This is a genomic window from Nonomuraea sp. NPDC050404 (assembly GCF_040655495.1).
Classification (GTDB): domain Bacteria; phylum Actinomycetota; class Actinomycetes; order Streptosporangiales; family Streptosporangiaceae; genus Nonomuraea.
Genome location: NZ_JBFAKB010000055.1, coordinates 22,113 through 44,206 on the forward strand (window position 1 = coordinate 22,113; position 22,094 = coordinate 44,206).

Sequence of the window (22,094 nt, forward strand, 5' to 3'; positions counted from 1 at the left end):
AGCGATCACGCCCGCCACTGTTCGGCCTTGTGAGCGTTGCCCGGACCGCGACGCGAAAAATGCGAAAGACCCGGCGTGAGGCGACCCCGGCTGCGCACCGACAGTGAGGCCGAGTGGGCGCTTTGACGCAGGACATGAACACGATCAGCCGTTCCGTCCTCATCGCCCTGGCCGCCGCCGGCATCGCGCTCGCCGCCGCCGGCACCGCCAGCGCCGACACCAACAAGAGCGAGCAGACCTCCAACATCAGCGGCCCCACCGCCGCCGTCCTGTCCCCCGGCTCCGGCCCGGGTGACAACCGGCAGATCAACGACCAGGACATGATCAAGCGCAACACCAGCAACTGGTCGGTCATCGACTACATCCAGGCCCCCAGCCTGCCCAGCATCGCCGCCGGCCTCTAACCAACCGCCCACCGGGCCGGGCCCGCACACCGGCCGATCACCACACCACCGATGACCACCCCCGGGCACGGCAGAAGACCCGCCCGGGGCGGTCATCGCCTTCCACAGCCACGACCACGGCCCGGCCCCAACACCCTCACCTGGAGCAGCCCACACTATGTTCACCCGGACGATCACCACGACCCTGGCCGCCGCCGGGCTCGCCCTCGCCGCCCTTACCACGGCGGCTGGCACGGCCGCAGCGGACACCAACCGCAGCGACCAGACCTCGAACGTCTCCGGCCCGACCGCGAGTCTGCTCTCACCCGGCGGCCACCGGCCCGGCAACGGGCAGGCCAACCGGCAGAGGACCGATAAGGCCCACACCAGCAACTGGTCGATCATCGACTACTTCGGCGGCTGCGCAGACGCCCCATTCAGTCTCGGCATCGGAGACGGGGAAGAGCCCCGACTGGGGATGTGCGGAGCACCGATCTGATCGCTTGACCAAGGCCGTTCCTCGCCAACGCTCGGGGAGCGGCCTTCGCACGTCAGATCGAGCCCAGGCCCTGAATCGCAAGATCAAACTCTTAGTTCAGAGAACGGGCAGGCGAGTTCTTCGTAGCCATCGTCGGGCAGCCACACCAGGGCCTCGTACAGGTGCTCAGCATCGCAGGGACTGCCGCTGTCGTCGTCCAGTTCGTGGATGCGGATGAGTTCGCACGCCACGCCGTAGGCGGTGGCGCGGTCGACGGCGGCGCGCGCCTGGGCCAGCGCAATGGCGGCCGTGCCGAGATGGCCACGGGCGATCGGGTGGAACTGGTTGAACGGGGCCACCTCGCCCTCGTAGCCGGGATCGGTCCGGCGGCGGCGGGCGATCGACTCAACTCGCGCATGGTTGCAATTAGCTATATATTCGCTACAGAAAGTGATTGCCTTCCGGTCGATCCCCCACTCGGAGGTATGCCCGTGTCCAAGATCCGCTCTCTGTTGCGCAGCGCAGCTGTGCTCGTCCTGCTGACCACCAGCCTGGTCGTACCCGCGGCCGTTCAGGCCGGTGCCGCCGCCCCGCCGAACGACTGGGGATGGAACCTGCCCCGGATCTCCCAGCGCGACTTCGACCCGTCCCAGCCCTACGTCTACGAGGCCACCGGGTACGGCGTCGACGTGTACGTGCTGAGCACCGGCATCCGCACCACACACAACGAATTCAGGGGCCGGGCCAAGTGGGGTGCGACCTTCGGGCCGTATCAGAGTAAGGACGGCAACGGTGCGGGCACCCTCGCCGCGGCCGTGGTCGGCGGCACCACATACGGCGTGGCCAAGCAAGTGAGCTTGATCGCGGTCAAGGTCATGAGCGGTCCGGGCAATGCCCGGACCGCCGATGTACTCGACGGCATCGACTTCGTGGTACGAAAGGCCGCGATCACCCGTCGGCCGTCGGCCATGCTCCTAGACGTCTCCATGCGGAAGAATGCAGAAATCGACCAGGCCATCTACAGTGCCTTCGCGAACTACGATATCCACGTGATTGTCCCGGCCGGGAACGACGGTGGCAACGCCTGCATCCGCACCCCCTCCGGCGTGTCCGGCGCCATCACCGTCGCCGGCCTCGCCAGGGGCCCCGCCGGGGCGGAGAAGCCCGCCTCCGGCAGCAATACCGGACCCTGCATCGATTTCCTCGCCCCCGGCGAAGCCATCATGAGCGCCTCTAGCACGAACGACACCAGCACAAAGATCGGTTCCGGCACCAGCCTCGCCGCCGCACACGCCGCCGGCGCCGTCGCCCTGCGCATCTCCGCCAAGGGCAACCTCAAGCCCCGGGCGATGGCGGACGCGCTCAAGGACGCCTCCACCAAGAACCGCATGGCCACCACGGGCCTGCCCGGCACTCCCAACTCCATCCTCTACACGCTCTCCCACTGACCCGCCGCGCACTGTCAATAGCGCAGCCGCCCCCGGCGCGGCCCTAGCCGTTTCGCTGACCTGCGACGGAGCTTTACACCCTGGCGGCCCGTGGAGGCCTCGCCGGCAACGAACTCGGCGCCGAGCCATACCGTTGAACTGCGGTATCGCTTATTGACACGGCACCGGCCCCCGAAAAGCGGAGGTTGTCACTTCAGGTGTGTAAAGATCGTTTCTGAGTGGTTGTGAGCGGTCTTTACCTGATGCGGCCTGGATAGGCGATATCGAGCTCGATGAGCGCCTCGCGCCAGCCGATGGTGCGCTGTCCCTCGATCAGGCGGGCGGTGCTGGGCGAGTTCTTGATCTTGCCGGTTTTCTCCTTGGTCACGGCGCGTTCGCGGGCGCGCTTGTCCTCGATGTTGATGATGGCCAGCCATAGCAGTTTGACCACGGCGTCGTCGCCGGGGAAGTGCCCGCGGGCCTTGGTGACCTTGCGCAGCTGGTAGTTCAGCGACTCGATGCTGTTGGTGGTGTAGAGCAGCCTGCGGACCGCCGGGGAGAAGGCGAAGAACGGGGTGAAGCGGTCCCAGGCCGCCTCGAACACGCGGGCCGCCTGCGGATAGCGCTGGCCCCAGGTGGAGGCGGTGAAGTCGGCCAGGGCGTCGAAGGCCGCATCCGCGGTGGGCGCGGTATAGATCTTCTTCAGCTCGGCGGCCAGCGCGGCGCGGTCGCGGCGGGCGACCGGCCGCAGCGCGTTGCGGATCAGGTGAACGACGCAGGCCTGCACGGTGGTGTGCGGGAACGCCGCATGGATGGCGTCTTCGAAGCCGTTCAGGCCGTCGGTGCAGGCGATGAGGATGTCGCGCACGCCCCGGTTTTTCAGGTCGTTCATCACCGCGTTCCAGAAGCGGGCCGACTCGCCGGCGGTGGCGGCATCGAGCGGGGTCTTGGCCAGCCAGATGCCCAGCACGTGTTTTTCGCCGTCGGCGTCGATGCCGACCGCGAGGTAGGCGGGCTTGGCCTGGACGCTGTGAGCGGCGAATAGGCACAAGCCACGATCTTTCCTGCGGGTACGAATCTCGTCAAACCACAGGTCAGAGCCGTCAAGTTGCGTTTTGACGCGGTACAGGTGAGTTCAATAAAGCAACCCTCAAGACTGGGACCATGCAACGGACCAGCTTCGCCGAGATGCACTGCTCGATCGGTCAGTCCCTGGAGCGCGTCGGTGAGTGGTGGACGCCCCTGATCGTGCGGGACATCCACCTTGGCCTGCACCGGTTCGACGACATCGCGGAGAACCTCGGCATCTCCCGCAACCTGCTCACTCGCCGCCTCGGGGCGCTGGTCACCGACGGCATCGTCGAGCGCAGGGCGTATCAGGAGAGGCCGCCGCGCCACGAGTACCACCTCAGCGAGTCCGGCCGCGAACTCGTGCCGGTGCTGATGGCGCTGATGGCCTGGGGCGACAAATGGGCGACCCTTGAGGGCGGCCCGCCGGTGCGCCTGGTGCACCAGACCTGCGGTACGGAATTCACCCCGCGGGTCTGCTGCTCGGCGTGCGGAGAGCCGGTGACCAGCGCCGATGTGACGGCACTGCCCGGTCCGGGCGCTGCCTCCGGGCCGGGGACCAGGGTGCTGGCCCGGCGCAGCGCGATCGGAGATCATTAGGTGGCGCGGAGCCTCCCATGCCCGTTCGTGATCACAGGCGCAGGCGGGAGGTCTCCGGATCGCCCGGGTCGTTGGCAGCGGCCCGGCTCCGCCACCAGGCGGCGACCTCGGCGCCGGTGGCGAACCACACGTCGCCGGGCTCGCGCATGTGCGCCAGCAGTTCCTCCAGCAGCCCGATCCGGCCGGGCTTGCCGATGGAGGAAGGGTCGACGGTGAGCACGGCGCACAGGCCGTAGTGGTGGTAGGCGTCGAACTCCAGCCGCCAGTCCTCCAGCACCTGCGCGTAGCCGGCGATCCGGCTGTTGGCCTTGGGGAATGGCGGGCCGTAGTTGAACATGAACCTGCTGAAATCGTCCAGCTCCCACGACGCGGGGATCTCGACGACGTCCGTCCGCCGGGCCGGCGTGTGCAGGTAGTAGGGCCGGTCGTCGCCGCGCGCCATCGAGGTCCAGGTGTAGCCGAGCTCGTCGAGTACGCCGGCCGTGTCGTTGGTGACCTCACGCGACAGCGGCCGGAACCCGGTGGGCCGCCGCCCGATCACCTTCTCGATCTCGTCGCCCGCCCGGGTCAGGAGCTCCCGCTGGCCGTCGGCGTCGTGAGTGGTGAGGTCCTCCGCGCCGTACCCGCGGCAGCCGATGTCGTGGCCCCGCCGCGCGATCTCCGCCAGCACGCCGGGATAGCGCCGGGCGACCGCCCCGAGGGTCAGCCAGCTCGCGGTGACCCCGGCCTCGTCCAGGGCGTCGAGCACGCGTGGCACGCCGCGGCGCGGGCCGTACTCGCCCATCGAGAGCGTCTTGGGACGCTCGCGGCAGGACTCGTCGAGCTGCAGCCAGAAGTGCTCGGCGTCCAGGTTGACGGTGACCACCACCGCGCACCGCGCCCCGCCCGGCCATTCCAGTCGGGTCATCCGTTGGACCTCCACCACTGCGCGATCTCGGCGCCGGTGGCGAACCACACGTCGCCCTGGCCCTTGATGTGCTCGATGAGCCGCTCCAGCAGCCGGACCCGGCTGGGCCGGCCCATCACCTGCGGATGCGCCATGAGGACGTAACACAGCCCGTAACGGTGGTATCCGTCGAACTCGCGGCGCCAGTTGTCGAACGTCGCCTCCGTCCCGGCGAGGCGGTCCTGGCCGCTCGGGACGGGCGGGGCGTCGTTGTAGGAGAACTGCGGATAGTCGTCGAGCTCCCAGTGCGCCGGGATCTCGATCAGGTCGGTCGTCTCCCCGTCGATGACCCAGCGGTAGGGCCGGTCGTCGCCGCGCATCGAGGAGGAGTAGGCGAAGCCCAGCTCTCTCAGCAGCCGCGGGCTGTCGGCCCGGAAGTCGCCGGACGGCGTGCGGAACCCGGTCGCGGTCCGCCCGGCCACCTTGTCGAAGGCGTCCTGGCTGCGCAGGATGAGCTCGCGCTGCTCCGCCACCGACTTCGAGTAGTACAGCTCGTGCATGTACCCGTGGTGGCCCAGCTCGTGGCCGCGCTCGGCGATCTCGCGGACGGTGCCGGGCCACCACTCGGCGACCCAGCCGGGCACGAAGAACGTGGCCGGGACGCGCTGCTCGTCCAGCAGGTCGAGGATGCGGCGGGTGCCGCGCGCCGGGCCGTAGGAGCCGATCGCGAACCGTTTGGGCGCATCGTACAGATTGTGGGGATCGTCGGCCCAGAGCGTGGGGCCGTCGACGTCGAAGCTCAGCATGACGGCGCAGCGGGCGCCGCCGGGCCAGGCCGGGACGGTGTGCCAGTCGTCGATCACGTCAGTACAGCTCCCAGGGCAGCGTCTCGTACGTGGTCGCGCACGGGTTGCCGGCCGCCACCCGGTATTCGCCCGTGGTGAGGTCGACGATGCTGGAGGTGAGGGTCTGCCAGCGCAGCACGGAGGTCATGCGCTCGTCGGGGTGCGCGCAGACGCCGTGCGGGTGGCCGAAGTGGTCGGTCAGCGCACCGGCGATGATCTTGCGCGTCTCGTCGGAGCCCGATGCCGTGCGGCAGCCCCGCAGCGCCTGCTCGATGCGCGGCACTCGGTAGAGCGAGTCGACCGCCAGCGGCCGGTAGCCCTCCTTCACCTGCTCAGGGAGGAACGCCTGGTAGTGGTTGCCGTGGACGAGCACGCCGTCGGTGGGGTACATCCAGCCGTGCCGTCCGGGGGTGGCCTCGACATCGATGGCGAAACCGTCGCGGTGCACGAACATGAAGTTGTTGGCGATCTGGGGGCGTACGGAGAAGAGCGCGTTGAGCGCGGTGTACATGTCGGGCGACTCCAGCACGCGCCGCCTGATGAACGGCTGCGGCACCCCGACCTGGTTGCCGAAGCGCCCGCCGAGCCCGTTGGCCTGCAGCGCCAGCCCCGCCGAGTTGGCGCCGTGCCGGCCGACCTGGCCCGCCTCGATCTGCATGATGATCGTCGGCTTGTCCGGGGCGGAGATCCGCAGCATGATGACCGACGCGCCGGCGCGTTCGCGCCAGTCCCAGTTCTGGCCGGCGTAGACGTGGCCGTCGCCGCTGGCCTCGGGCAGGAGGGCGAACGACGAGCACCCGTCGGGTTCCTCGCGCAGATCCGCGAAGGTCGAGTCGTAGACGATCTCCCCTCTGGCGTTCAGGGCCAGGATCTCCAGGAACTCCCGCCCGGCGCCCTCGGCGATGCCCTCGACCTCCTCCAGCAGGTCCGGCGCGAAATCGGTGACCACGGGCAGCCACATGCGGGCGCGCTCGCACACCTCCGGCCACGTCAGGCCGCAGGAGGCGGGGAACGCGTCCTGGTAGTAGGCGATCGAGGCCGCGATCTGGGCGCGGGCCTGCTCGCCGTACTGCCGGCCCCGTTCTCGCGGAGCGCCGGAGATGTCGACCAGGGTGATCATTTTGTGCTTTCTCCCCCGTTGATGGTTTCGGTGAAATGGCAGGCGACGGTACGGCCCGGCGTGACCTCGCGCAGGACCGGCCGCTCGGTGGCGCAGACGTCGGGACGGGCGAACGGGCAGCGCGTGTGGAACCGGCAGCCCGCCGGCGGATCGGCCGGCGAGGGCAGGTCGCCGCGCAGGATGATGCGCTCGCGGACCGTCTCCACGTCGGGGTCGGCCACGGGCACGGCCGACAGCAGGGCTTTGGTGTACGGATGGAGCGGCTCGCGGCAGATCTCCTCCGAGGGTCCCTGCTCGACGACGCCGCCCAGGTACATCACGGCGACGCGGTCGCTCATGTGCCGGACGACGGCCAGGTCGTGGGCGATGACGACATAGGTCAGGCCGAGCTCGCGCTGGAGGTCGACGAGCAGGTTGACGACCTGGGCCTGCACCGAGACATCCAGCGCGGACACCGGCTCGTCGGCGATCACCAGGTCCGGCGAGAGCGCCAGGGCCCTGGCGATGCCGACCCGCTGGCGCTGCCCGCCGGAGAACTCGTGCGGGAACCGCCCCGCCGCCGAGGCCGGCAGGCCCACGGCGTCGAGCAGCTCACGCACCCGCCGCTCACGCCCGGCGCGGCCCTCGGCCAGGCCGTGGGCCCGGATCGGCTCTGCCAGCGCCGCCCCGACGCTCTGCCGGGGGTCGAGGCTGGCCATCGGGTCCTGGAAGATCATCTGCATGCGCGGGCGCAACCTTCGCAGTCCGCTCCGGTCGAGCGCGGTCACGTCGGTGCCGTCGAACTCGACGCGTCCCGCCGTGGGTTCGACCAGCCTCAGCAGGGCGCGGCCGAGCGTGCTCTTGCCGCAGCCCGACTCGCCGACCACGCCGAGCGTCTCACCCTGCCGGACCTCGAGGTCCACGCCGTCAACGGCCTTGACGTGCCCGACCGTGCGGTCGATGAGCACTCCCCGTTTGATCGGGAAATGCACCTGAACCCCGGTGGCGCTCAGGAGCGGGAGGTCGTTCGCGGGAGCGGCGCCGCTCATGGGCTCAGCGTCGTCGTTCATGGAGGTGGCATCATCCATGGGCTCGGTGTCGTTCGTAGTGGCGGTGTCGTTCGTGGGCGCGGGGTCGTTCATGGGCGACCTCCCGAGGACACCGGGTTCACGCAGCGGAACAGGTGGTCGTCGGTGGTGGGTTCGGCGGGCGGGGGGCCGGACAGGCAGGTGTCCACCTTGTGCGTGCAGCGCGGGGCGAAGGCGCAGCCGGTGTCCCAGGGCAGGAGGTTGGCCGCCGTGCCGGGAATGGGCCGCAGGGGCTGGGAGCGGTCGGAGTCGAGCCGGGGGATCGAGGCGAGCAGTCCCGCGGTGTAGTGGTGGCGGGGATCGTGGAAGACCGCGCGGCAGGGGCCCGACTCCACGATGCGGCCGGCGTACATGACGTGGACGGCGTCGCAGAGCCCGGCGACGACGCCGAGGTCGTGGCTGATCATCACCAGCGCCGTGCCGCTGTCGCGCACGCGCTCTCTCAGCAGCTCCAGGATCTGCGCCTGAACGGTGACGTCCAGCGCCGTGGTCGGCTCGTCGGCGATGAGCAGCCGGGGGCGGCAGGCCAGGGCGATCGCGATCAGCACCCGCTGCCGCATGCCGCCGGAGAGCTGGTGCGGGTAGGCCTTGGCGCGGCGGGCCGCGTCGGGGATGCCGACCTCGGTGAGCAGTCCGGCGGCCTCGACCCTGGCGGCCCGCGCGCGCAGGCCGCGGTGCCGCTCCAGCACCTCGGCGATCTGCACCCCGACGGGGACCAGGGGGTTGAGCGCCGTCATCGGATCCTGGAAGACCATGGCGAGCTGGTTGCCGCGGACGGAGCGCCGCTCCGACTCCGGCATGCGCAGCAGGTCGCGGCCCTCGAAGAGCACGCGCCCCTCGGCGCGGGCGCCGCGCGGCGGCAGGAGGCCCATGACGGCCAGCGACGTCACCGACTTGCCGCAGCCGGACTCGCCGACCAGCGCCACCGACTCACCCGCGCCGACCGTGAACGACACTCCGTCCACGGCGACAGCGTCCGGCCGTCCCTTGCCGGAGAACGTCACCCGCAGGTCCTCGACGCTCAGCAACATCTCAGCGGTCATGGCCGCTCACCTCCGGCCTTTCGGGTCGAGTGCCTCGCGCAGCGACTCGCCGAGCAGCGTGAACCCGAGCGCGACCAAGATGATCGCCACGCACGGCAGGAACGCCAGCCGCGGCGCGACCGTCAGCGTGTCCTGGGCGTCGGCGAGCATGCGGCCCCATTCCGGCGTGCTCGGGTCGTCGCCGCCGAGACCGAGGAAGGCGAGCGCGGCCGCGTCGATGATGGCCGTGGCCAGGGTCAGCGTCGCCTGCACGAGGACGGGCGACAACGAGTTGGGCAGGACATGGCGCAGGATCACGGCCGAGCGGCGCAGGCCGAGCGAGGTGGCGGCCAGGACGTAGTCGCGCTCGCGTTCGGCGAGCATCGCCCCGCGCAGCAGCCGGGTGAAGGCGGGCACCGTGACGACCGCGATGGCGATCATGATGGAGAACGTCGTCTTGCCGAGCACCGCCGCGATCCCGATCGCGAACAGCAGGCCGGGCAGCGCGAGCATGATGTCGACGAACCGCGTCACGGCCGCGTCCACCCATCCGCCGAACGCGCCCGCGAGCCCGCCGAGCACGATCCCGATCAGGGCGCCCACCAGCGTGGAGACCAGGCCGATGAGCAACGAGGACCGGGCGCCGTAGATGAGCCGGGACAGCTCGTCCCTGCCGTTCTGGTCGAGCCCGAGCAGGTGCTCGGCGCTGAAGCCCGGAATGTGGTCGGGCCTGATCTGCGACAAATCCGGCGAGGCGACCGGGCTGTAGGGAGCCAGCAGCGGCGCCGCGAGGGCGACGGCCACGAACAGCACGACGATCACCAGGCCGGCCATCGCGCCGGGACTGTGCCGCAGGCGCCGCCACACGCCCGCGCGCGGCGGGGCGGGGGCGGCCTGCGGGACGAGCGTGGTCGTCATGACACCCTCACTCTCGGGTCGATGACGCCGTACGAGATGTCCACGGCCGCGTTGATCACCGTGTAGACCACGGCCGTGAGCAAGGTGAAGCCCTGGATGACGGCGTAGTCGCGATTGTTGATCGCGTCATAGAGGAACCGGCCGATGCCCGGGTAGGCGAAGACCGTCTCGGTGAGCACCGCGCCCGACAGCAGCAGGCCGGCCATGAGGCCGATCGACGTCGTCACGGGCAGCAGCGCGTTCCTGAGCACGTGGCGCAGCCGGAGCGTGCGCGGCGCCAGCCCCTTGGCGACGGCCGTCCGGACGAAGTCCTCGCCGAGCACTTCGGCCACCGACGCGCGGGTGATCCGAGTGATCACCGCCAGCGGGATGGAGCCCAGCGCGATGCCGGGCAGCACGAGGTGCTGTACGACGTCCCAGGTGACCAGCGGATCGCCGCTGAGCAGGCCGTCGAGCAGGTAGAAGCCGGTGGGATGCGCCGTGTCGTCGAACCAGGGGCTCAGCCGGCCGCTCGGCGGGAACAGCGGCACCGCCACCGCGAAGACGTACTTCAGCAGGAAGGCCAGGAAGAACACGGGGACGGTGATGCCGGCCAGGGAGGAGACCGTCGCCAGGGTGTCGAGCCGGCCGCCCGCGCGGGTGGCGGCGAAATAGCCGAGCGGCACGCCCACGGCGATCGCGAACACCAGCGCCGCGCCGGCCAGTTCGACCGTGGCGGGAAAGCGGGCCAGGAACTCCGTCAGCACGCTCCTGTGGGTCTCCAGCGAGTTGCCGAAGTCCAGCCGCACCGCCCTGGCCAGCCAGGACAGGTACTGCACGGGCAGGGGCCGGTCGAGCCCGTAGATCCGGTCGAACTCGGCGCGGGACTCCGGGGTGGCGCGGTCGCCGAGCAGCGCGTCCGCGGGGGAGCCGGGCAGCGCTCGCACCCACGCGAACAGCAGCACCGACAGCCCCAGCAGGACGGGGACGAGCAGGAGGACCCTGCGGACGATGAGGCGCGCCATCAGCCCGCGAGCTCCACCGCGGAGAAGTCGTAGTGGTCGAGCGGGCTCGGCGTGAAGCCGCGCACGCGGGTGGAGAAGACCGCGTAGGACGGCACGTTGCCATAGGGCACGCCCGGGACGAACTCCATCATCTTGCGGTTGATGTCCTCATAGAGGGCCGCCCGGGCGGCCGGGTCGACGGTCTCGTCGGCCTTGGCCAGGAGCTTCTTCAGCTCGCCCTTGAAGTCGCCCATCGTGATCTGTTGCGCGTAAAGGTTCAGGAAGTACGACGCGTCCGGATAAGTCCCGATGAGGCCGAACATGAACATCGGGGCCTTGCCGGCCAGCAGGCCACTGACGTACTCGCTCCACTGCTTGGCCTTGGGCCGCACCGTGAATCCGGCGGCCTGCAGGTCGGCCTGGATGGACTGGAACATGTCCTGCGGATTGGGCATATAGGGGCGGCTGATGCCGGTCGGGTACCAGAACTCGATCTCCGGGGCCGCCGCCCCCGACTCCTTGATCAGCGCCTTGGCCTTGGCCGGGTCGTAGGCGTAGGAGGCCGTGTCGCCGGCGTGGCCGTCGAGGCCGGCCGGGATGAACTGGGTCGCGTCCTCCGTGCCCGGGGGCAGCTTGGCCTGGCGCAGCGCGGGCCGGTTGATCGCGTGGGCGACCGCCTGGCGGATCTTGGGATCGTCGAATGGCTTGACGCTTGAGTTGAAGCTCACGTGCCCGATGTCGAACGGCTTGCCTTCGTACAGCTTGACCTTGGAGTCACCGCGGAGCTGCCCGAGCATCGAGGCCGGCACCGAGGAGAAGCCGTCGATGCCGCCCGCCTGCAACTCCTGCAGCTTGGCGGTGGGGTCCTTGAGCACCCGCAGCACGAGCTTGTCGACCTTGGGTTTCCCGCCCCAGAAGGACGGGTTGGCCTTGAGCGTGATGCGGTCGCCGTGTTCCCAGGAGACGAAGGTGTAGGGGCCGGTGCCGACCGGGTACCGGGTGCCGAACGGGCTGTTGAAGTCGGGCTGCTCGGCGCTGCCGCCGATGGCGTCGGCGTCGTATTTCTCCAGCGCAGCCGGGCTGGCGATGGCGAACGGCGTCATCGACAGCGCCGAGACGAACGACGCCGACGGCCGGGTCAGCTCGATGACGGCCGTGTGGTCGTCGGGGGCCGAGCACGACTTGTAGAGGCTGGCGGACAACTTGTCGCTCTCGTTGTTCTTGAAGCCGCCGAAGACGTTCTGCCACCACGTCGAGACCGACGGGCTCTGCTGCAGGCCCGAGAAGGTGTGCCACCGGTCGAAGTTGGCGCACACGGCCTTGCCGTCGAAGGGCGTGCCGTCCTGGAACTTCACCTCGCGCCGCAGGTCGAAGGTCCAGCTCCGCCCGCCGTCCGACGGTTTCCAGCTCAGCGCCAGCCGGGGGCCGATCTCGGTACTGCCCGGTTTGGGCGAGACCAGCGTGTCGTACATCTGCTCAAGAGTGATCCACGACAGACCGTCCGCCGCGTAGGCCGGGTCGAGCGAGCCGGGGTCGCCGTTGACGGCGAACGTCAGGGAGGCGCCGGCCTGGCGCCCGGCCGGCGGCCCGCTGGTGGCCGTGCAGGCGGTGACCGCGACCAGCCCCGTCAGCGCGGCACCGGCGGCCACGAAACCGCGGAGAAGTTCCATCGTGCATTCCTCTCGGGGGGAGGGTCGTGCTGTAATGAGCACTACCGAGTTCGTCGTCGCAACGACTACGGGCACTGTAGGAACTGCTACCGACAAGAGTCAAGGGGTTTCCGTACGTGAACGAATCTCGCCTTGAGCTCACCCTTCAGCACCGCGTGAAGGAGGCATGGGCGAAGCTCGCGCCCGCCGAGCGGAAGGTCGCCGCCTATCTTCGCGACCATCTCCAGGACGTGCCGTTCGCCTCGGCCAGCGATCTGGGCGAGGCCACCTGCACGAGCGACGCCACCGTCGTACGTACCGCCAAGGCCCTGGGCTACAGCGGCCTGGCCGAGCTCAAACACGAGGCCGGGCGGCGGGTCGCGGCCATGGTCCGGCCGTCCGACCGGCTCCGCGCCCGCATCCAGCGCCTCACCGGCGACCCCGACGCGCTGCTCGACCGGGTCTTCGAGGACGCCGTCGAGGTGCTCCGCGAGACTCGCGCCGCGCTGCACGGCGACGGTCTCGACCTGGCCGTCGAGACCCTGACCACGGCCGGCGAGGTCGTCGCCTACGGCGTGGGCCCCTCGGGGATCGCCGCCGACTACCTGGCGCTACGGCTCAACCGGCTGGGGCTCAAGGCGCGATCGAGCAGCGACACCGGGTTCCGGTTCGCCGACCTGGTGGTCTCGCTACGGACCGGCGACGCGATCGTGCTCTTCGCGCCCGCCCGGCTCTTCTCCGAACTGGAGGTGCTGCTCGACCGGGCGGAGGCGGTCGGGGCCAAGGTGGTGCTCATCACCGACTCGCTCGGCCCGGTGCTCGGGGCGCGCGCGGTGGCGACACTGCTGGCCACGCTCTCGGCCACGGGGGCGACGCGGGAGATGCTGGCCTCGATCGCGATCATCGACGCCCTTGCCCTGGCCGTGGCCTCCCGTCTGGGCGATCGGGCCGTCGCGGCCTCCGCCCTGCTCGACGAGGTACGCACGACCTTCATCGAGGGCGGCCCCGCGAAGCCCTAGCCGGCTGATGTGCCTTCTTCCGGGCTGTGCGCTGAACAGCGAAGAGTGCCCAGGATCGGTGGGGTAGAAGCGCATCTGACCCGCAGGGGGGTCGTCGTGGACACCGACCTGGACGCTCTCCTCGTCGCACGGTACGCCGCGCTGACTGATCGAAACAGATTAGGAGGGGGAGGCTTCGCGGCCACGTCGCCACCGACCGTAATGAAACTCCCCAGAAGCGCGGCGGCCGACGTAAGCAATGCTACGAGTGCCGAAAATCCTGTCCGACGGTCCCACCTGCAAGTCTTTGATGATCGAAGATCATCTCTTAAGCGGGCGCTCAAGCGATGTTGTGCAGTCGCTCAATCGAGTTGAGCGACTGCACAAGTCGTTTTGAGCGATCGCTTAGACGATGTCGCTAAAGATCAGTCCGCTCGCCAAAAGCTGCAGGTCACCACGTGAGTCGAGTATTCGAGCCCCACACCATCTTGAAGAGGGCCGGCGTCGATCCAGCGCCCCGGCGCAGCGGTCCGACCTGGGTGCAGTTCCTCAAGGCTCAGGCGTCCGGCATTCTTGCCTGCGACTTCTTCAGCGTGGAGACGGTGATGCTTGCGCGGTTGTACTGCTTCGCCGTGGTCGAGCACGTCACCCGGCGTGTGCACGTGCTGGGGGTCACGGCGAACCCCACCGCCGGCTGGGTCGCTCAGCAAGCCCGCAACCTGGTGCTCGACCTGGGCGATCGGATCGGTGACTTCCGGTTCCTGATCAGAGACCGGGACACCAAGTTCACCAGGTTGTTCGATGAGGTGTTCACCACCGAGGGCATCCGCGTGGTGCTCATCGCACCGCAGGCTCCGCGGATGAACGCGGTCATGGAGCGGTGGGTCGGCAGCGTACGGCGCGAGCTGCTCGACCGGATCCTCATCCTGAACGAACGCCACCTGCGCAAGGTTCTTGCCGAGTACGGGACCCACTTCAATGGACATCGTCCGCACCGGGCCCTGCAGCAGGCCAGCCCGCTACGTGCGCTACCCGATCCAGTCGACGCCGACATCAAGGTCACCCGACAAGACCGGCTCGGTGGCCTCCTCCACGAGTACGCGCAGGTCGCGTGAGGAGACCCAATATTCGGCACCCACAGGATCGCCGAAGGCGGACCGGCAGGGTCACGCAGGTCAAGCGCGCGCTGACAAGGGCGCGGCGACCGGCCCAGCCGGTGACGGACGGCGTATAGATTCCGTCAACGATCTGTATACGCGCACGCCCTACCTTCATGCGCCATGTCCACCAGTCACCAGGTTGCGGCAGATCGCACCGATATACCCCCTCTTTCCGAGAACCACACCTCCCCTGAGGAGGACGACGGCGGCGGTGTCCTCGGCGTCCTGGAACGTCTCGGCTCCGTCATCGTCCCCGTGGGCGTGACCCTCTACGCGGTGCTCTTCCTGGGCGTCGAGGCGATGTACAACGTCTTCAGCATCACGCCGCAGCAGGCGGGCATCGACCAGTCCACGCTCCTGGGCCGCCTCATGGGCACCCTGGTCCTGATGCTGCTGATCGTCATCCCCACGCTCGGCTTCGTCGTCGGGTTCTGCTGGCTGGCCGACAAGCTGACCCGCGGCGCGCTCAGCAGGCTGGTCGAGGCCATCCGCAATCGCCCGTGGATCGCCGCCCTGATCGCCGCGCTGTGGTGCGGCTCGACCTACTGGGGCCTGTTCCAGATCTTCGGCGACCTCAACCTCGCCGTCATGGTGATCATCGCCGTCGGGCTCGGCGTGCTGACGTTCCTGGTGCCGTTCCGGCTGCTGCGTCACAAACCCGTCGGCCGCGCCGCGGCAAAGGTGCTCCTGGGCGCCCTGACCGGGGTCGGCGTGGGCTTCCTGCTGATCCTGGCGATGGTCAAGGGCGCGTACGAGGTGCAGGAGACCGGCAAGGCCAACGAACTGCTCACCTACGTCGGCTTCCAGGACCAGTGGACAATAATCAACAACGCCGAGGACGACAAGCCGCTCTACGACGGCCGCTGGATGATGTTGCTCGGCGAGAGCGACGGCACCTACATCTTCTACGACTGCGACAAGTACGAGACCTTCCGCCGGCCCATGGAGACCACGAACCTGTCCACCATCCAGCTCGACCCGGAACGCGAGAAGGGCTACACCTGCGGCAGCCTGGCCGAGAAGAACTAGCTAGATGATCTATTCCAAGGGCTCAGTGATCGTAGGCGATCAGTGAGCGCAGGACGGTTTGTCCGGTGGCGTCATTGTGCCAGAGCGCGGCGGTCAGCGCGAGGATGCGTTGCATGACGCGGGCTATGACACCTCCGGGTGTGCGCCCTCGGTGCCGTTCGAGATCAAGCTGTCCCTTGAAGGTCTCGTTGATCGATTCGATGACCTGTCGCAGCGGCTTGAACCGGGCTGCGGCAGGCCGTTCCCGTTCACCTTACGGGCAGCCCGCAGCAACTGAATTCGCATTCGGCTGCCAGGAGGGCAAGGAGGGTCTCGCGTTCCTCGGCCTTGGCCCCGGTCAGGGCGAAGACGATGGGCAGGCTGCCCTGAAGGGTGCAGACCAGGTGCAGGCGCAGGCCCCAGAAGAAGCGGCTGTGGCTGGCATGGCCTGCATCGTGGCGAGGGTGACCAGTTCGGCATCGCTCAGGCGGGGCGTAATGCCGACCGGCGGGCGCCACCGCGCCAGGTCGGGATACTCCTTCAGCATGTCGTCGGTCGTCGCATAGAGTGCTGGCGCGAGGGTGTCCACGTCGTACGTCACCAAACGATCTTGGACATCCTCGTTCTCGTCTCCGCAGGCGCCCCTTGGACCACACCACCAGGAGGAACCGGTGTCATACCCGCAGCTGCTCACCCCCGAGGAGAAGCTCGCCAACGCGAAGGAGCTGTTGAGCCTCCCGCGTATCGTCGTGATCTGCGGCTCCACCCGCTTCATGACCGAGATGAACGAGGCCGATCTGCGGGAGACCAAAGCCGGAAAGATTGTCGTCAAACCGGGCTGTGACATGAAGTCGCCGCACGAACTTTGGTCCGATCCTGTCGAGGCCAAGGCGCTGAAGGTTCGACTCGACGATCTGCACCGGGCGAAGATCCGGCTCGCTGATGAGGTGCTCGTAGTCGGCGACTACATCGGAGACAGCACCCGAGCCGAAATCGCCTACGCCCGGTCGCTGGGCAAGCCCGTGCGGTTCACGCACCCCGAAGTCGACCCTGCAGCCTGACCGCCCGCTGCCACCTCGACGACCAGGGCCGGCAGCCCGCCGCCTGACCGTCTCGCGGTGGCTTCGGCCGCCGCCCACCCCGCACCCTCCGCAGGCATCCCTTGGAATTGATCATCTAGCTAGCCGAGCAGGGCGCGCACGTCGTCCGTGTCAGGCAGATCCGGCCGGCCCAGCATCGCGACCGCCTCGGCCAGGCAGGCCCGGGCGCGGTCGCGCCGGCCGAGTTGCCCCAGCGCCCGGCCGAGCACCGTCAGGACCTTGCCGCGCGCCCACGCCTGGTCCACCTCCGCCAGGATGGCCAGAGCCTCCTCGGCATGGTCGACGGCGCGCTCGGGCCGGCCGATGGCGAAACAGGTCTCGGCCATCCGGCGCAGCGTCATGCCCTCCCAGGTGAACTGTTTGATTCGCCGGAACTCCGCGCGTCCCTCCTCGAAGCGGGAGAGCGCCTCCTCATGGCGGCCGGCCGCGCTCAGCGCGACCGCCAGCTGATAGACGACCTGCGGGTTCGGACGGCCACCCCTCAGCTCGGTCGTGAGGCCGAGAGCCAGCTCGGCGACCGGCACGGCCGCCTCACCCCGGCCCGCCTCGCCGAGCACGAGCGCCAGGTTGCCCAGCACGACGGCCTCGTACGCGGGGTGGCCGTGGGCGCGCCAGATCCGGATGACCTCGTTGTAGCGCGTGATCGCCTCGTCCCACGACCGCTCGTCGTGAGCGACCATGGCGGACACGTTGACCGCGTAGGCCTGATTCGCCTGGAACACGCCGACTGGATCGAGCTCCCGGACGGCCCTGACCTCGTCGAGCGCTGCCCGGCTCGCCTTGCGCCCGTAGAGGATCTCGGCGTGCTTGCGCCGGGCGTACACCTCGGCCGCCAGGTCTCCGCGCTCGGCCGCCGCCGCGATGAGGCTCTGGGCCGCCCGTTCGTAGCCGGTCGTGTCCGATTCGAAGTCGAACACCTGGCTCATCATGTCGAGCAGCCACACCGCGTCGTACAGCCGCCCGCCCGGTGTCTCGGCGACCTGCTGCAGGCAGCTGAGCGCGCCCTGCTCCTCGGCCTCCCCCCACTCCAGAGCCGCGTCGAGCTCCAGGAACGACGGCCAGGAACCGCTCGACACCGAGTCGGCCAGCGGGTCGCCCGGGTACAACATTCGGAAGATCGCCCCGATGCCTGTCAGGTGACAGCCGAGCAGCCGGTCGAGGACCGCCCGCCGGGCCTGCTCGCCGTCCTCCTCGACCAGCCGGGACCAGGCGAAGATCTTGAGCAGGTCGTGGTGCCGGTAGCGGCCAGGCGCGGGCGAGTCCATCATGCTGACGTTCACAAGGGCCTCGCAGAGCGCCTCGGCGTCCGCCTCGTCCATGTTCAGCACGGCCGCCGCCACGGACGACGACAGGTCGGGCGCGTTCGGCACCGCCAGCAGCCGGAACGCGGACGCGTGCGCCTCGTCGAGCTGGTCGTAGCCGAGGGTGAACGTCGCCTCGACGGCCAGATCGTCCACGCGCAGCTCGGCCAGGCGGCGGCGCTCGTCGGCCACCCGGTCGCGCATCCTGGCCAGGCTCCAACCGGGGCGCGCCGCGAGCCGCGAGGCCACGATTCTGATCGCCAAAGGCAGGTAGCCGCAGTCCCGCATCAGGTCGCGGGCCGCCTCCCGCTCGGCGGCCACACGTGCCTCGCCCACCACCTTGACCAGCAGCGCCGTCGCCTCGTCCGGACGCATCGCCTGCAGGTCGAGGTGACGCGCACCCGACAGCCCGGTCAGCCGTGCCCGGCTGGTCACCAGCACCGCGCAGCCGGCGGCACCGGGCAGCAGGGGCCGCACCTGCGCGACGCTGGCCGCGTTGTCGAGCAGCACGAGCACCCGCCGGTCCGCCAGCGCCGAGCGGTACAGGGCGGCTCGCTCGCTCAGGCTCTCGGAGATCACGTCCACGCCGAGGGCACGCAGGAAGGCGCCCAGCACCGCCTCCGGCGGCAGCGGGCGCGGACCCGCCCCCTGCAGGTCCACAAAGAGCTGGCCGTCGGGGTAGCCGGCGGCGATCCGGTGCGCGACGCGCACGGCCAGGGTGGTCTTGCCCATGCCGCCCGCTCCCGCCACGGCGGCGATGACCAGCGCCGAACTGCCGGCCGCGCGCAGCGCCCGTGTCACCTGCTCGATGTCCGGCTCCCTGCCGGCGAAGTCGGTCATGTCGGCGGGCAGCTGGCGCGGCACGGGCGTCGCGGCCGACTGCTCCTCCGTCTTCGACCCGAGACCCGGGTCGGCCTTGATGATCCGCTGGTAGAGTTCGGCCAGATCCGGTGACGGGTCGATGCCCAGTTCCTCGGCCAGCAGCTCGCGGGTGTCGGTGAACACGCCGAGCGCCTCCGCCTGCCTGCCCGACCGGTACAACGCCCGCATCAGCAGCCCGGCCAAGCGTTCCCTGGTGGGGTGCGCCGCGCAGAGCAGGGTGAGTTCGGCGACGACCTCGGCGTGCCGGCCGTCCTCGACGTCCTCTTCGATGCGGCGCTCGAGCAGGACGAGCCGCCGTTCCGCGAGATGCGCCCGCTGGGCCTGCGCGTAGGCGCCGTCCAGCCCGGCGAGGGGCTCCCCCTGGCACAGCGCCAGCGCCTCGCCGTACCTGCCCGCGCGGGCCAGCTCTTCCAGCAGGGCGGCGTCGCACGTCCCTGCGGGCAGCGCGTACCCGTTGCCGACGGAGACGATCACGTCAGCGCCGAGCGCGGCGCGCAGGCGGGAGACGTAGGTGCGCAGGATGCTGATGGCGGTGCGGGGCGGGTCGGCGCCCCAGACGGCGTCGAGCAGTTGTTCGTGGCCGACCACCCGGCCGCCGGCCAGCAGCAGGGCCGCCAGGACCAGCCGCTGCTGCGGGGAGCCGATGTCCACTTCGACGCCGTCGCGGTGGGCGCGTACGGGGCCCAGCACGGAGAAGCGCAGGTCGAGATTGCGTAACACGGCGGTGTGTTCGTCCCCTCCGGCGGTCTGCTGAGGACAGAAATCATAGGGGATCTCAACGACCGCGCCGCCTTCCGACAGATCGGAGGAACCGCGCTGCGCTGGAAGATGGGCACCGACGACATCACCAAGACCGCAACCGGGGCTCCGGGAGCTGTTGTCTCAGCCCACTCACGCTCATGACGCTTGATCTTCGGTTGGGTGCTGCCGACTTCCGATGACGCGACGGCGGTGACAGTGGCCGGCAGCGACCCGGGAGCGGACACCGACGGGTATGAGGACATCGTGGAGATCCACTTCCGATCCGAGATCGGACGCCTCTACCGCTCCTTCATCTGATCGGCGCCTGCGACTATCGCGAAAGGCCGGTAATTGCGGCTCTGGTGACAAGCTCTCTACTTGTTCTTAAACCAAAATCTTGGGCGTATGCCGTGGTCAGCGCCAATGGTGATGTATCCGCGCATAGCGGCGCGGGCACGGCGCCCTGTACGACGGGCTCAACCACGGCCGGATCCAGATCGGGCGATTCCGGCGTGCGCTGGCGGGCCTGCCGCTGCCCAGGACCACAGGCGAGCGCTTGGTCCTGGCGGTGGACGTATCCCCGTGGCTGCGGCCGGACGCGGCCACCAGCCCGGGCCGTTCGTTCTGCCATACCTACGGCCGCAGTAAGGATCAGCATCCGATGATCCCGGGCTGGCCGTACTCGATCATCGCCGCGCTGGAGACGGGACGCACCTCCTGGACCGCGGTGCTGGACGCCGTCCGGCTGGAGGCCGAGGCCGATGTGGCGGCCGTGACCGCCGCTCAGGTCCGGGACTTGGTCGTCCGGCTGATCGAGGCCCGCCAGTGGTGGCCGGGCGAGGCGGACATCCTGCTGGTGTTCGACGCCGGCTACGACCTGCCCCGCCTGGCTTTCCTGCTGGCCGATCTGCCGGTGGAGGTGCTCGGCCGGCTCCGTTCCGATCGGGTGCTGCGCCGTCCAGCGCCGTCGCGCCGTGAGCATTGCCTGGCCAACCCCGCCGGCGGCCGCCCGCCCAAGCACGGCGGCGAGTTCCGCTTCGCCGACCCGGCAACCTGGCACACCCCTGACCAGGCCACCTCCACCCAGACGACGCGGTACGGCACAGCGATCGCGACCGCGTGGGATCGGCTGCATCACCGGCTCACCCGTCGCGCCGCCTGGATCGACCACGACGGCGAGCTACCGATCATCGAGGGCACGCTCATCCGGCTGACCGTGCAACGGCTACCCAACGACGCCCATCCTCAGCCGGTGTGGCTGTGGTCCTCGGCCACCGGGCTGACCGCCACCCAGATCGACCGGCTGTGGCAGGCGTTCCTCCGCAGGTTCGATCTTGAGCATACGTTCCGGCTCCTCAAGCAGACGCTCGGCTGGACCACGCCGAAGATCCGCAACCCGCAGACCGCCGACGTGTGGACCTGGCTGGTCATCGCCGCCTACACCCAGCTACGGCTGGCCCGCCACCTGGTGGAAGACCTGCGCCGCCCGTGGGAGAAGCCCGCCCCGCCCGGCCGACTTACCCCCGCCCGAGTACGGCGAGGGTTCCGGAACATCCGCCCGGCAACGCCATGCCCGGCCCGTGCGCCCAAACCCGGCAAGCCCGGCCCCGGACGGCCGCCCGGTTCCCGCAACCGAAGCCGCGCTCCCCGCTATGACCTGGGGAAAGTCAACAAGCGACCGAAGTCTCTGACCGCCAAACGCAATCTCGAACCTTAAAGAACAAGCTCAGAAAGCGCGCCCGGCAGTCCGCATCGTGCAGATCCATCACGAGATTCCTGATCGCCTGGGTGACCCAGCTCGCGCTCGGGTGCGCGGTGGTGCCGAGCACCCGGATGCGCCTGGTGGTGTGCTCGATGACGGCCAGGATGTACTGGCGCTGTCCGTTCAGGGTGATGGTCTCGATGAAATCGGCGGCCAGCAGGGCGTCGGCTTGCGAGCGCAGGAAGTCGGCCCATGTGGTGGAGACCCGCTCGGGCGCCGGATCGAGACCTTCCTGCTTGAGGATCTCCCACACCGTGGACGGCGCGACCTTGATGCCAAGCGTGGTGAGTTCACCATGTACCCGCCGATAGCCCCAGCCGGGGTTCTCCCGAACCAGACGCAGGATAAGAGCGCGGATGGAGCGGACCGTGGGCGCCTGGGCCGCTTTGGCCGGCAGGTACGGGCATGACGCCGTCTCATCAGATCGCGATGCCAGCGCAGCACGGTATCCGGTTGGATGAGCAGCCGCAGCCGGCGCAGGACCTCCCGGGGTAGCGAGGTCAGGAGAGCGGCCAGGAAGGCTCGGTCCTCGGGTGCGAATCTCACTCGGGTGTCGGCGCTGAGTTGGCGTTCAAGGACGGTGATCTGGTGACGCAGGGCGAGGTGAGTAGCCGGGGGGAGTTTCACCCCCCGGCTCTCGCAGAACCGGACGTGAACCTCGCAGCTCATCCGGCTCCCATTGCCCAGCCATCAGGA

Annotated in this window: 22 protein-coding genes and 1 pseudogene; 10 read left to right on the forward strand and 13 right to left on the reverse strand. The window is 69.4% G+C overall.

The features are described 5' to 3' along the window. Positions 1–113: 113 nt before the first annotated feature. Together AB0I81_RS62090 and AB0I81_RS62095 are read left to right on the forward strand one after the other, a co-directional pair. A complete protein-coding gene (locus AB0I81_RS62090; protein WP_360679726.1) occupies positions 114–404 on the forward strand; it encodes a hypothetical protein in 291 nt (96 codons plus the stop codon). A gap of 157 nt (positions 405–561) precedes the next feature. Further along, positions 562–882: a hypothetical protein gene (locus tag AB0I81_RS62095; protein WP_360679729.1), complete on the forward strand. Its 321-nt coding sequence runs from the start codon at positions 562–564 to the stop codon at positions 880–882. A gap of 83 nt (positions 883–965) precedes the next feature. Here AB0I81_RS62095 and AB0I81_RS62100 read toward each other — a convergent pair whose 3' ends face one another. Next, positions 966–1,220: a hypothetical protein gene (locus AB0I81_RS62100; RefSeq protein WP_360679732.1), complete on the reverse strand. Its 255-nt coding sequence runs from the start codon at positions 1,218–1,220 to the stop codon at positions 966–968. A 153-nt stretch (positions 1,221–1,373) separates the two neighbouring features. On the opposite strand from AB0I81_RS62100, the gene AB0I81_RS62105 reads away from it, so the two are divergent. Beyond that, complete coding sequence (locus AB0I81_RS62105; RefSeq protein ID WP_360679734.1) at positions 1,374–2,309, forward strand: S8 family peptidase; 936 nt, start codon at positions 1,374–1,376, stop codon at positions 2,307–2,309. A 235-nt stretch (positions 2,310–2,544) separates the two neighbouring features. On the opposite strand, the gene AB0I81_RS62110 is transcribed toward AB0I81_RS62105, so the two are convergent. Further along, positions 2,545–3,339: an IS256 family transposase gene (locus tag AB0I81_RS62110; RefSeq protein ID WP_360679737.1), complete on the reverse strand. Its 795-nt coding sequence runs from the start codon at positions 3,337–3,339 to the stop codon at positions 2,545–2,547. A gap of 113 nt (positions 3,340–3,452) precedes the next feature. Between AB0I81_RS62110 and AB0I81_RS62115 the strand changes: the two genes are divergently transcribed. Beyond that, positions 3,453–3,956 carry a helix-turn-helix domain-containing protein gene (locus AB0I81_RS62115; protein WP_360679740.1) on the forward strand — a complete coding sequence of 168 codons (504 nt, stop codon included), beginning with the start codon at positions 3,453–3,455 and terminating at the stop codon, positions 3,954–3,956. 31 nt (positions 3,957–3,987) lie between these two features. Here the strand turns inward: AB0I81_RS62115 and AB0I81_RS62120 are convergent, their stop codons facing one another. The 8 genes from AB0I81_RS62120 to AB0I81_RS62155 all read right to left on the reverse strand — a co-directional run bounded on the left by AB0I81_RS62120 (position 3,988) and on the right by AB0I81_RS62155 (position 12,467). Further along, a complete protein-coding gene (locus AB0I81_RS62120; RefSeq protein WP_360679743.1) occupies positions 3,988–4,863 on the reverse strand; it encodes a polysaccharide deacetylase in 876 nt (291 codons plus the stop codon). After that, positions 4,860–5,705, reverse strand: coding sequence for a polysaccharide deacetylase (locus AB0I81_RS62125; protein ID WP_360679746.1), 846 nt, complete (start codon positions 5,703–5,705; stop codon positions 4,860–4,862). The genes AB0I81_RS62120 and AB0I81_RS62125 overlap by 4 nt, the downstream gene beginning before the upstream one ends. A 1-nt stretch (position 5,706) precedes the next feature. Then, complete coding sequence (locus AB0I81_RS62130; protein WP_360679749.1) at positions 5,707–6,807, reverse strand: C45 family peptidase; 1,101 nt, start codon at positions 6,805–6,807, stop codon at positions 5,707–5,709. Then, entirely contained in the window at positions 6,804–7,835 is a 1,032-nt protein-coding gene (locus AB0I81_RS62135; protein WP_360679788.1) for an oligopeptide/dipeptide ABC transporter ATP-binding protein, read from the reverse strand. The genes AB0I81_RS62130 and AB0I81_RS62135 overlap by 4 nt, the downstream gene beginning before the upstream one ends. A gap of 89 nt (positions 7,836–7,924) precedes the next feature. Beyond that, positions 7,925–8,917: an ABC transporter ATP-binding protein gene (locus AB0I81_RS62140; RefSeq protein WP_360679751.1), complete on the reverse strand. Its 993-nt coding sequence runs from the start codon at positions 8,915–8,917 to the stop codon at positions 7,925–7,927. A gap of 6 nt (positions 8,918–8,923) precedes the next feature. Next, complete coding sequence (locus AB0I81_RS62145) at positions 8,924–9,814, reverse strand: ABC transporter permease (RefSeq protein ID WP_360679753.1); 891 nt, start codon at positions 9,812–9,814, stop codon at positions 8,924–8,926. Beyond that, entirely contained in the window at positions 9,811–10,818 is a 1,008-nt protein-coding gene (locus tag AB0I81_RS62150; protein WP_360679756.1) for an ABC transporter permease, read from the reverse strand. The genes AB0I81_RS62145 and AB0I81_RS62150 overlap by 4 nt, the downstream gene beginning before the upstream one ends. Beyond that, a complete protein-coding gene (locus AB0I81_RS62155; RefSeq protein WP_360679758.1) occupies positions 10,818–12,467 on the reverse strand; it encodes an ABC transporter substrate-binding protein in 1,650 nt (549 codons plus the stop codon). The genes AB0I81_RS62150 and AB0I81_RS62155 overlap by 1 nt, the downstream gene beginning before the upstream one ends. A 116-nt stretch (positions 12,468–12,583) precedes the next feature. Here AB0I81_RS62155 and AB0I81_RS62160 point away from each other — a divergent pair, with 116 nt between their 5' ends. The 3 genes from AB0I81_RS62160 to AB0I81_RS62170 all read left to right on the forward strand — a co-directional run bounded on the left by AB0I81_RS62160 (position 12,584) and on the right by AB0I81_RS62170 (position 15,633). After that, a complete protein-coding gene (locus tag AB0I81_RS62160; protein WP_360679761.1) occupies positions 12,584–13,465 on the forward strand; it encodes a MurR/RpiR family transcriptional regulator in 882 nt (293 codons plus the stop codon). 437 nt (positions 13,466–13,902) lie between these two features. Continuing rightward, entirely contained in the window at positions 13,903–14,559 is a 657-nt protein-coding gene (locus AB0I81_RS62165) for an integrase core domain-containing protein (protein ID WP_360679764.1), read from the forward strand. A gap of 165 nt (positions 14,560–14,724) precedes the next feature. After that, the gene (locus AB0I81_RS62170; RefSeq protein ID WP_360679767.1) at positions 14,725–15,633 is read left to right on the forward strand and encodes a hypothetical protein; all 909 of its coding nucleotides are present in this window, start codon (positions 14,725–14,727) and stop codon (positions 15,631–15,633) included. A gap of 337 nt (positions 15,634–15,970) precedes the next feature. Here the strand turns inward: AB0I81_RS62170 and AB0I81_RS62175 are convergent, their stop codons facing one another. Beyond that, positions 15,971–16,213 carry a hypothetical protein gene (locus AB0I81_RS62175; RefSeq protein WP_360679770.1) on the reverse strand — a complete coding sequence of 81 codons (243 nt, stop codon included), beginning with the start codon at positions 16,211–16,213 and terminating at the stop codon, positions 15,971–15,973. A gap of 70 nt (positions 16,214–16,283) precedes the next feature. Between AB0I81_RS62175 and AB0I81_RS62180 the strand changes: the two genes are divergently transcribed. After that, on the forward strand, positions 16,284–16,673 hold the full coding sequence (locus AB0I81_RS62180; protein WP_360679773.1) for a hypothetical protein: 390 nt from the start codon (positions 16,284–16,286) through the stop codon (positions 16,671–16,673). Between the two features lie 119 nt (positions 16,674–16,792). On the opposite strand, the gene AB0I81_RS62185 is transcribed toward AB0I81_RS62180, so the two are convergent. After that, entirely contained in the window at positions 16,793–19,615 is a 2,823-nt protein-coding gene (locus AB0I81_RS62185; RefSeq protein ID WP_360679776.1) for a BTAD domain-containing putative transcriptional regulator, read from the reverse strand. A 201-nt stretch (positions 19,616–19,816) separates the two neighbouring features. Between AB0I81_RS62185 and AB0I81_RS62190 the strand changes: the two genes are divergently transcribed. Together AB0I81_RS62190 and AB0I81_RS62195 are read left to right on the forward strand one after the other, a co-directional pair. After that, on the forward strand, positions 19,817–19,954 hold the full coding sequence (locus tag AB0I81_RS62190; protein WP_360679779.1) for a hypothetical protein: 138 nt from the start codon (positions 19,817–19,819) through the stop codon (positions 19,952–19,954). Positions 19,955–20,096: 142 nt separating this feature from the next. Then, positions 20,097–21,353: pseudogene (locus AB0I81_RS62195) on the forward strand (NF041680 family putative transposase); the annotation flags it as partial. On the opposite strand, the gene AB0I81_RS62200 reads toward AB0I81_RS62195, so the two are convergent. After that, a complete protein-coding gene (locus AB0I81_RS62200) occupies positions 21,304–21,651 on the reverse strand; it encodes a hypothetical protein (protein WP_360679782.1) in 348 nt (115 codons plus the stop codon). The pseudogene AB0I81_RS62195 and the gene AB0I81_RS62200 sit on opposite strands and share 50 nt — an antisense overlap. Positions 21,652–22,094: the final 443 nt, after the last annotated feature.

Bases quoted from the DNA above. Each gene is read 5' to 3' on its own strand.
- AB0I81_RS62095 (WP_360679729.1), top strand. From the start codon at position 562: ATGTTCACCCGGACGATCACCACGACCCTGGCCGCCGCCGGGCTCGCC.
- AB0I81_RS62115 (WP_360679740.1), top strand. From the start codon at position 3,453: ATGCAACGGACCAGCTTCGCCGAGATGCACTGCTCGATCGGTCAGTCC.
- AB0I81_RS62120 (WP_360679743.1), bottom strand. From the start codon at position 4,863: ATGACCCGACTGGAATGGCCGGGCGGGGCGCGGTGCGCGGTGGTGGTC.
- AB0I81_RS62130 (WP_360679749.1), bottom strand. From the start codon at position 6,807: ATGATCACCCTGGTCGACATCTCCGGCGCTCCGCGAGAACGGGGCCGG.
- AB0I81_RS62135 (WP_360679788.1), bottom strand. From the start codon at position 7,835: ATGAGCGGCGCCGCTCCCGCGAACGACCTCCCGCTCCTGAGCGCCACC.
- AB0I81_RS62140 (WP_360679751.1), bottom strand. From the start codon at position 8,917: ATGACCGCTGAGATGTTGCTGAGCGTCGAGGACCTGCGGGTGACGTTC.
- AB0I81_RS62145 (WP_360679753.1), bottom strand. From the start codon at position 9,814: ATGACGACCACGCTCGTCCCGCAGGCCGCCCCCGCCCCGCCGCGCGCG.
- AB0I81_RS62150 (WP_360679756.1), bottom strand. From the start codon at position 10,818: ATGGCGCGCCTCATCGTCCGCAGGGTCCTCCTGCTCGTCCCCGTCCTG.
- AB0I81_RS62155 (WP_360679758.1), bottom strand. From the start codon at position 12,467: ATGGAACTTCTCCGCGGTTTCGTGGCCGCCGGTGCCGCGCTGACGGGG.
- AB0I81_RS62170 (WP_360679767.1), top strand. From the start codon at position 14,725: ATGTCCACCAGTCACCAGGTTGCGGCAGATCGCACCGATATACCCCCT.